At 40.2% G+C, this 523-nt stretch carries 1 protein-coding gene; it reads left to right on the top strand.

The window, feature by feature from the left end; translation table 11 throughout:
* Positions 1-523: DNA-directed RNA polymerase subunit A'/A'' (locus NZ896_06850; protein ID MCS7117159.1), on the top strand; the 523-nt coding region annotated here is incomplete at both ends.

The following is a 523-nucleotide window of genomic DNA, read 5'->3' as shown; positions in this document are numbered from 1 at the left end:
CAATTCCTGTTAAAGTTAACGAGAAAAATTTAGAGGAAATGAGAAAGCTTGTGTTGAATGGTAGTGAAGTGTGGCCAGGAGCAAACTATGTGATAAGGCCTGATGGAAGGAGGAAAAAAATAACTCAGTCTAACAAAGAAGAAATAGCAAAAGAGTTGGCTCCTGGCTACATAGTTGAGAGACATATTTCTGATGGTGACCTCTCACTTTTCAACAGGCAGCCAAGTTTACATAGAATGAGCATGATGGCCCATAGAGTTAGAGTTATGCCCTTCAAAACTTTCAGACTAAACACAGCAGTGTGTCCGCCATACAATGCAGATTTTGATGGTGATGAGATGAATTTACACATCCCACAAACAGAAGAGGCTAGAGCCGAAGCTTTGCTTTTGATGGAAGTCCACAAACACATAAGAAGCCCTAGATTTTCTGGACCGATAATAGGGGTAACAAGAGATTGTCTTTCTGGCCTTTATTTGCTCACTAAGGATGAAATGGTTTTAAAAAGGGAAGGGTTTGTTGA

This window comes from Nitrososphaerales archaeon (assembly GCA_025058425.1).
Classification (GTDB): Archaea; Thermoproteota; Nitrososphaeria; order Nitrososphaerales; family JANXEG01; genus JANXEG01.
This window is presented reverse-complemented; position numbering and strand designations above follow the sequence as displayed.